The 8,601-nt window shown below is 73.3% G+C and carries 6 protein-coding genes and 1 riboswitch; of the genes, 1 reads left to right on the plus strand and 5 read right to left on the minus strand.

Annotated elements, in window-relative coordinates:
• Nucleotides 1-9: 9 nt before the first annotated feature.
• The 3 genes from ACWCPM_RS23095 to ACWCPM_RS23105 are packed head-to-tail and all read right to left on the minus strand — an operon-like array spanning nucleotide 10 to nucleotide 2,287.
• The gene (locus ACWCPM_RS23095) at nucleotides 10-828 is read right to left on the minus strand and encodes an ABC transporter substrate-binding protein (RefSeq protein ID WP_450978123.1); all 819 of its coding nucleotides are present in this window, start codon (nucleotides 826-828) and stop codon (nucleotides 10-12) included.
• On the minus strand, nucleotides 786-1,655 hold the full coding sequence (locus ACWCPM_RS23100; RefSeq protein ID WP_450978124.1) for a metal ABC transporter permease: 870 nt from the start codon (nucleotides 1,653-1,655) through the stop codon (nucleotides 786-788). The genes ACWCPM_RS23095 and ACWCPM_RS23100 overlap by 43 nt, the downstream gene beginning before the upstream one ends.
• On the minus strand, nucleotides 1,652-2,287 hold the full coding sequence (locus ACWCPM_RS23105) for an ATP-binding cassette domain-containing protein (RefSeq protein ID WP_450978125.1): 636 nt from the start codon (nucleotides 2,285-2,287) through the stop codon (nucleotides 1,652-1,654). The genes ACWCPM_RS23100 and ACWCPM_RS23105 overlap by 4 nt, the downstream gene beginning before the upstream one ends.
• 155 nt (nucleotides 2,288-2,442) lie before the next feature.
• Nucleotides 2,443-2,664, plus strand: a riboswitch (cobalamin riboswitch).
• 170 nt (nucleotides 2,665-2,834) lie between these two features.
• Here ACWCPM_RS23105 and metE point away from each other — a divergent pair.
• Nucleotides 2,835-5,153, plus strand: coding sequence for a 5-methyltetrahydropteroyltriglutamate--homocysteine S-methyltransferase (gene metE / locus ACWCPM_RS23110; protein WP_450978126.1), 2,319 nt, complete (start codon nucleotides 2,835-2,837; stop codon nucleotides 5,151-5,153).
• Between the two features lie 189 nt (nucleotides 5,154-5,342).
• Here metE and ACWCPM_RS23115 read toward each other — a convergent pair whose 3' ends face one another.
• Nucleotides 5,343-7,133 carry an FAD-binding dehydrogenase gene (locus ACWCPM_RS23115; protein ID WP_450978127.1) on the minus strand — a complete coding sequence of 597 codons (1,791 nt, stop codon included), beginning with the start codon at nucleotides 7,131-7,133 and terminating at the stop codon, nucleotides 5,343-5,345.
• 434 nt (nucleotides 7,134-7,567) lie between these two features.
• Nucleotides 7,568-8,398, minus strand: a complete 831-nt coding sequence (locus tag ACWCPM_RS23120; RefSeq protein ID WP_450978128.1) for a hypothetical protein — start codon at nucleotides 8,396-8,398, stop codon at nucleotides 7,568-7,570.
• Nucleotides 8,399-8,601: the final 203 nt, after the last annotated feature.

Raw genomic sequence — 8,601 nt, forward strand, 5'->3', positions numbered from 1 at the left:
CGACCGGCGCTATGACGCGGCCAGCGCCGCCTCCACCGTCCTCGCCGCGTCCCGGTACACGGCCAGCAGGTCCAGGTCCGTGCCCGGGTAGTTGACGATCTCGGCCTGTTCGGCGCCCGAGTCGGGCAGCACGGTGCCGGTCGTCATGTGCGCGTTGTCCACGACCAGCGAGGGCTTCTTCTTCAACAGGTCCGACAACTGCCGCGCGGTCACGGCCTCGGGCCCGAAGGTGCCGGCCACCTCCGCGCCCGCCATCTCCGCCGCCCAGGTCGCGAACACCTGGGCGACCACGGTGGGCCGCTTCCCGTCCGGCCACTTGGCCTTCAGACCCTTCCGCAGCGCGGCGTACTCCGAGTCGAAGGACGCGGTCCACCGCGCGGCGGCGTCCTCGGTGCCGAACAGCCCGGCCAGACGCGCGACTTCGGCCTTCGCCTTGTCGGCGTCGTTGTCGAGGTCCACCTCGACCAGCTCGGCGTCGGAGCCGGCCGCCTCCTTGATCTTCGCGGCGTACGGCTCGAAGGGCGCGTAGAGCACGTAGTCGGCGCCGGCCACCGCCGCGAGGTCGGAGGGCTTGGGATCGTAGTCGGGTGCGTGCTGCACCGACTGCGGGACGACGACCTGGACGTCCTGGGCGCCGGCCGCCTTGGCGAGGGCGCCCTCCCAGGTGGTGGTGGCGACGACGACCGGCGAGGAGTTCTTGTCGCCGGACGACGCGGAGGCCGGCGACGGGGACTCGCTCCCGCCCCCGCAGCCGGTCGTGGTCAGGGCGAGCCCCGCGGTGAGGGTCAGTGCGAGGAGAGAAGTGTCGCGGACGCGGGTGCGCGCCATCGGCTGATTCTCCGTTCGGGTATGAGATGGACGGCGAGGACGACCACGCCGGCGGTCAGGACGAGGACGGGCCCCGGCGGCCAGTCGAGGCGGAGCGCGACGAGGAACCCGGTGAGGTTCACGACGACACCGATGCCCACCGCCCAGGCGGTGATGGACCCCAGGGACGTGCCCAGGCGCCGGGCGGCGAGCGCGGGCAGCAGGGTGAGGGCGTCGACGAGCAGCGCGCCCGTCAGCTTGATGGCTCCGGCGACGGCCACCGCGACCAGGACGAGGAGCACCAGGGTGAGCCGCTCGACGCGTACGCCGGAGGTCAGGGCGAGTTCGCGGTCGTACAGCAGCAGCGCGAGGTCGCGGCGCCGCCACCAGAACAGGGCCGGGACGGCGACGGCCAGGGCGCCGATCACCCACAGGTCGGCGGTGCCCACCGACAGGATCGATCCCCACAGCAGGGCGAACGCCCCGGCCGCGTTGACGCCGGACACCGCGAGCACGAGCAGCGCGGCCGCGACGGCGAGGCTCATGAGCAGTCCCATCGCCCCGGACAGCCCGTCGGGGGTGCGGGCCAGCGGGGCGACCCCGGCCCCGGCGAGGGCGCAGGCCAGCAGCGCGCACAGCATCGGGTCGAGGCCGGTCAGCAGGCCGACCGCGATGCCCAGCAGCGCCACGTGCATCATCGCGAACCGCACCGGCATGATGTCGAGCCCGACGATCACGACACCGATGACGGGCAGTCCGACGGCGGCCAGCAGCAGGGCGATCCCGGCGCGCTGGACCGGGACGAGGTGCAGCAACTGGCCGACGTCGGCGGCCGCCTGGGCGTTCACCGCACCTCCCGCAGCCGGCCGGCGGCCATCTCCAGCACCTGGTCGCAGCGGTCGGCCAGGGCCCGGTCGTGGGTGACGACCACGACGGTCACGGGCAGGGACAGCAGGACGTCGGCGGCCTCCTCCTGTCCGGCGAAGTCGAGCGCGGCGGTCGGTTCGTCGGCCAGCAGCACCCCGGCGCCCGCGGCCACACAGCCGACCGCGCGTGCCAGATACATGCGCTGCAACTGGCCGCCCGACAGGGTGTGCAGCGGCCGGCCGACGAGGTGCCCGACGCCCAGCTTCGCCGCCGCCTCGACAGCCTCGGCCCGCGCACCGCTGCCGGCCAGCAACTCCCGCGCCGGCAGCGGGAACCGGCCGACCGCCGGCTTCTGGGGTATCCACGCGCACACCCGGCGCCGCCACGCCCACTCGGTGGCGCCGCGGGTGTCCCGGCCGCCCACCAGGATCCGGCCGCCCGTCCGGCGGTGCAGGCCGAGCACGGCCCGCAGCAGCGTGGTCTTGCCCGAACCGTTGGTACCGGTCAGCGCCACCCGCCGGCCGGCCGCGACGTCGAGGTCGACACCGCGGACGGCCTCCACACGGCCGTGCCTGCAGTCGACGTCGCGCATCACGACGTCCAGTGCTTCCATGCCGCCTCCTCGCTCCTCCACACGAGTCGGGAGGAGGGTGCGGATGGTTCCCGGCGTCACCGATCGCGTCGCCACCGGCGTGTGAGCGGTCGACGTCGTGTCCGGGTTCACCATCCGCATGCCGGACCTTGCCTCCGCTCCCCGGCGACGGCGCGTAGGGTGGTCGCGCAGCTGGTTCGCCCCGTCCGCCAGGCGGGGTGTCGTAAGAGGGAACCCGGTGGGAATCCGGGACTGCCCCGCAGCGGTGAGCGGGAACGACCGCCGTCATACGCACTGGGTCCGACGTACCGGGCCCGGGAAGCGACGGCCAGTAGGTGTCCTCCGGCGAGGAGGACGTGCCCGCGAGTCCGAAGACCTGCCGACTGCCCGTGTGCGGACCGTTCCGTGCGCGGACATCCCGGTGACCTCGAGGGCGGGTCGGCGTACACAACGGACGGAACCGCCGTGCTTTTGCCGCACGAGGTCGTTGCCGTCCGGGTCGCCACACCCTTCGCGCTCTCGTCCCGTCCCCGGGATCTCAGGGATTCATCTCGCGAAGGAGATCTCCGTGACAGCGAAGTCCGCGGCCGCGGCGGCACAGGCCACCGTGTACGGCTACCCCCGCCAGGGTCAGAACCGGGAGCTGAAAAAGGCAGTCGAGGGCTACTGGAAGGGCCGCGTCACCGCCGACGCCCTCCACGCCACCGCCGCCGAACTCCGCCGGAGCAACCGGCAGCAGCTCGCCGACGCCGGCATCCACGAGGTGCCCACCGGCGACTTCTCCTCCTACGACCACGTCCTCGACACCACCGTCATGGTCGGCGCGATCCCCGAACGGCACCGCGCGGCCGTCGCCGCCGACGCGACGGACGGGTACTTCGCCATGGCCCGCGGCACCCAGGACGTGGCGCCGCTGGAGATGACCAAGTGGTTCGACACCAACTACCACTATCTGGTGCCCGAACTGGGCCCGGACACCGTCTTCACGGCGGACCCCGCCAAGCAGGTCGCCGAGCTGGAGGAAGCCCTCGCCGAGGGCCTCACCGCCCGTCCCGTCCTGGTCGGCCCCGTCACCTACCTGCTGCTCGCCAAGCCCGCCCCCGGCGTCCCGGCGGACTTCGCACCGCTCACGCTCCTGGACCGGCTGCTTCCCGTGTACGCCGAGGTCCTCGCCGACCTGCGCGCGGCCGGCGCCGAGTGGGTCCAGCTGGACGAGCCCGCCCTCGTCCAGGACCGCACCCCGGCCGAACTGAACGCCGCCGCCCGCGCCTATCGCGACCTCGGCGCCCTCACCGACCGGCCCAGGCTGCTCGTCGCCTCCTACTTCGACCGGCTCGGCGACGCGCTGCCGGTGCTGGCCAAGGCGCCCGTCGAGGGGCTCGCCCTGGACTTCACCGGGGCCGCCGCGGCCAACCTGGACGCGCTCGCCGCCGTCGGCGGACTGCCCGGCAAGCGTCTGGTCGCCGGTGTCGTCGACGGCCGCAACATCTGGATCAACGACCTGCAGAGGTCGCTGTCCACGCTCGGGACCCTGCTGGGCCTGGCGGACCGGGTGGACGTCGCCGCCTCCTGTTCCCTGCTGCACGTGCCGCTGGACTCCGCGGCCGAGCGGGACATCGAGCCGCAGATCCTGCGCTGGCTCGCGTTCGCGAAGCAGAAGACCGCCGAGATCGTCACGCTCGCCAAGGGCCTCGCCCAGGGCACCGACACGATCACCGCCGAACTGGCCGCCAACCGCGCCGACCTCGCCTCCCGCGCGGGCTCGCCCATCACCCACGACCCGGCCGTCCGCGCCCGCGCCGCCGCCGTCACGCACACCGACGCCCGCCGCTCCCAGCCGTACGCCGAGCGGGCCGCGGCCCAGCGCGCCCACCTCGGGCTGCCCCTGCTGCCGACCACGACCATCGGATCGTTCCCGCAGACCGACGAGCTGCGCGCCGCCCGCGCCGACCTGCGCGCCGGACGCATCGACGAGGCCGGGTACGAGGAGCGCATCAAGGCGGAGATCCAGGAGGTCGTCACCTTCCAGGAGAAGACCGGCATCGACGTCCTCGTGCACGGCGAGCCCGAACGCAACGACATGGTGCAGTACTTCGCCGAGCGGCTCACCGGCTACCTCGCCACCCAGCACGGCTGGGTCCAGTCCTACGGCACCCGCTACGTCCGTCCGCCGATCCTGGCCGGCGACATCTCCCGCCCCGAGCCGATGACGGTCCGCTGGACGACGTACGCCCAGTCCCTCACCGGCCGTCCGGTCAAGGGCATGCTCACCGGGCCCGTCACCATGCTCGCCTGGTCCTTCGTCCGCGACGACCAGCCCCTCGGGGACACCGCCCGCCAGGTCGCCCTCGCCCTGCGCGACGAGGTGGTCGACCTGGAGACCGCCGGCACCTCCGTCATCCAGGTCGACGAGCCGGCCCTGCGCGAGACCCTGCCGCTGCGCGCCGCCGACCACGCCGCCTATCTGGCCTGGGCGACCGAGGCGTTCCGACTCAGCACGAGCGGGGTGCGGCCGGACACCCAGATCCACACCCACATGTGCTACGCCGAGTTCGGCGACATCGTCCAGGCCATCGACGACCTCGACGCGGACGTCATCAGCCTGGAGGCCGCCCGCTCCCACATGCAGGTCGCGCGGGAGCTTGCCGCGCACGGCTACCCGCGTGAGGCCGGGCCCGGCGTGTACGACATCCACTCTCCGCGCGTCCCGAGCACCGACGAGGCCGCCGAACTCCTGCGCACCGGGCTCGAGGCGATCCCGGCGGAGCGGCTGTGGGTCAATCCCGACTGCGGCCTGAAGACCCGCGGCTGGCCCGAGACCCGCGCCTCCCTGGAGAACCTGGTCGCCGCCGCCCGCACCGTCCGGGCGGAGCTGCCCGCCTCCTGATCCGGCCTTCGCGAGGGGCCGGGGCGCCCCGGCCCCTCGCGGTCGGTTCAGGTCGCGGTCGGTTCAGGTCGCGGTCGGTTCAGGTCGCGGTCGGTTCAGGTCGCGGCCGGCTCAGGTCGCGGCCGGCTCAGGACGCGGCCGGTCCAGAACGCAGCCGGTCCAGAACGCAGCCTTCAGGTCGCGGTCGGTTCAGGTCGCGGTCGCCTCGGCCGCCGCGCGGCCTGCCGCGCGGCCGGAGAACAGGCAGCCGCCGAGGAAGGTGCCCTCCAGCGAGCGGTACCCGTGGACGCCGCCGCCGCCGAAGCCCGCGACCTCCCCTGCCGCGTACAGGCCGGGGACCGGGACGCCGGAGGCGTTCAGGACGCGGCCCGAGAGGTCGGTCTGGAGGCCACCGAGGGTCTTGCGGGTGAGGATATTGAGCCGCACGGCGATCAGCGGCCCGGCGGCCGGGTCCAGGATCCGGTGCGCGGAGGCGGTACGGCTGAGCGTGTCCCCGGGATAGGCGAGCGCGTTGCGGATGCCCATGACCTGGGCGTCCTTGGTGTACGGGTTGGCGATCTCGCGGTCGCGGGCCTCGATCTGCCGCTGGAGGTCGGGCAGCCTGATCAGGTTCTGACCCGTCAGTTTGTTCATCCCCGCGACCAGTTGCGGCAGGGTCTCGGCGACGACGAAGTCCTCCCCCTTCTCCTTGAACCGCTCGATCGGCTCCGGGGTCTGCCAGATGCGTGACAGCAGCTTCCAGACGTTCTTCTCGGTGAGGTCGGGGTTCTGCTCCGAGCCGGAGAGGGCGAACTCCTTCGCGATGATCTTCTGGGTGGTGACGAACCAGGAGTAGTCGTAGCCGGAGTCGGTGATCGACTTGAGGGTGTGGAGCGTGTCGTAGCCCGGGATGTCCGGGCTGGAGAAGCGCTTGCCGGTGGCGTCGAACCACAGGGAGGAGGGGCCGGGCAGGATGCGGATGCCGTGGCCGGGCCAGATCGGGTCGTAGTTCCTGAGGCCCTCGGTGTAGTGCCACATGCGGTCGGGGTTGACGATCCGTCCGCCCGCCCGCTCGGTGATGGCGAGCATCCGGCCGTCCACGTGCGCGGGCACTCCGGTGATCATGGACTTCGGCGGGGTGCCGAGGCGGGCCGGCCAGTTCCGGCGGACGAGGTCGTGATCGGCGCCGATACCGCCCGAGGTGACGATCACCACCGGCGCGCGCAGCTCGAAGTCACCGACCACCGTGCGGGAGCTGGGCTTGCCGCGGGCCGCGTCGCTCGGCTCCAGGACCGCGCCCCGCACCCCGGTGACGGCACCTCCCGTGACCACCAGCTCGTCCACCCTGTGCCGGAACCGGAACGTCACCCGCCCGTCCCTCGCGGCGGCCCGCACCTTCTTCTCGAAGGGCTCGACGACGGCGGGGCCGGTGCCCCAGGTGACGTGGAAGCGCGGCACCGAGTTGCCGTGGCCGTCCGCGAGGCCGCCGCCCCGCTCGGCCCAGCCGACGACCGGGAACCACTGCACGCCGAGCCCCGAGAGCCAGGACCGCTTCTCCCCGGCGGCGAAGTCGACGTACGCCTCGGCCCACTTGTACGCCCAGTGGTCCTGACCCGCCGGGTCGTCGGCGCCGCGGTCGAACCCGGCCGTGCCGAGCCAGTCCTGCCAGGCGAGTTCGCGGGAGTCCTTGATGCCCATCAGCCGCTGCTCGTGGGAGTCGACGAGGAACAGGCCGCCGAACGACCAGAACGCCTGGCCGCCCAGGCCGGTCTCGGGTTCCTGGTCCAGCAGCAGCACCTTGCGTCCGGCCGCGGCCAGTTCGGCCGTGGCGACCAGCCCGGCGAGACCGTGTCCGACGACGATGGCGTCCGCGTCCGACGCTGCCGAGGCGGCGTACGCCGGGATCGTGGCCTGGGCGAGGGCAGCGCCGGCCAGCACGCCGCCCGCCACGGTCAGAGCGTGGCGGCGGGTCATCGCGGCGGGGGCTGACGAGTGCTCCATGGGCTGCCTTCCAATGGGGGTGAGGAGGAGGCCGGGGAGGTGCGGGATGCTCCTGCGACAACAGGGGTTACCGACGGTAGACCAGGCAGTACGGGGATCACCAGAGCCGTGCGCCGCTCAACTTTCCTTGCGATGGAGAGGGTTGGTGATATCTCACCGGCCCGGCGACGCCGGTGCCGGACGTCGCCCCCCTTGCCCGGAACCGGCGCCGGTACTACGCCGTCGAGCTCGGTGGAGCCGATCGGCCCTTACGCCCCGGTGCTGCTACCGGGTTTCATTCGCAGTGCGTCGGGCTTCAGCCGGACGGTGAGGCGAATCGACGGTCGCAGCCTGTGGAGCGCGGACAGGACCAGGATGCGTCCTGGCACAGCGCGGCGAAGCAGGGAGCCACGGCGAGAAGGCCAGAGCCCTCGGGCTTCGACCCGAGGAGCACATCACGACGCGTGCTCCTCCGCCTCGCCGAAGCGGGCGAGCGCGAGAGCCCCCGCGATGGACGCGGCGAATCCCGCGACGGCCAGCGGCGCGAGTCCGTGGCGGGTGGTGTCCCCCAGCCAGACGATGCCGAACAGCGCGGGCCAGACGGTCTCCCCGATGACCATCGCCGCCGTCGCCGAGGTGACCGAGCCGGACTGGAGGGCCTCGATGAGGAGCAGATAGCCGGTGATCCCGGAGAGGACCACGGCGTACACCGACGGGTCGGACGGCAGACCGGGCAGGGACAGTCCGGGCATCAGCCGGGCCCCGACAGCCGTGACACCGAAGCTGATCCCGGCGAGGCCGCCCAGTACGGCGGCGCGGTGGCGCACGTCGCGCAGGCGCGGTGTCAGCGCCCAGCTCACCAGGGCGAGCCCTACCGAGCCCACCAGCACCGCGAGCCGCATCCTCATGTCGCCGTCCCCGCCGGTCTCCCGGCCGGCCGCGACGGCCATCACGGCGAGTCCGCCGCACACCGCGACGACGGCGCCCCATTCCACCGGCCGCAGCCGGACGCTCAGCACGAACGCCGAGACGATCGCGGTGACGGCCAGCGCCCCGGCGACCGCCGCCTCGACCAGGAAGAGCGGGACCGAGCGCAAGGAGATCAGCTCGGCGCCGAAGCCCACCGTGTCGAGGGCGACACCGACGACGAACGGCCACTGCCAGGTGGCCCGTACGGCCGCGCCGGCGCCTCCGGGGGCCACCCGGCGCGCGCCGAGCGCCTGGAACACGGTCGCCGTTCCCATGAACAGAGCGGCACACAGCGCGAACAGCAGGCCGAGTCCCATGGCCGCAGGCTAATGCGCCGGGGGTGCGGCCGCGGGGAGGGGGACCCGCCGTGGTGTCGCGGCGGGTCGCGGCATGCAGGCGCGGCCCGGCAGGCGTTTCCGCGCGGCGTTTCCGCGCGGCGTTTCCGCGCGGCGTTTCCGCGCGGCGTTTCCGCGCGGCGTTTCCGCGCGGCGTTTCCGCGCGGCCCGGCACGCGTTTCGGC

Source organism: Streptomyces sp. NPDC002309 (genome assembly GCF_053593375.1).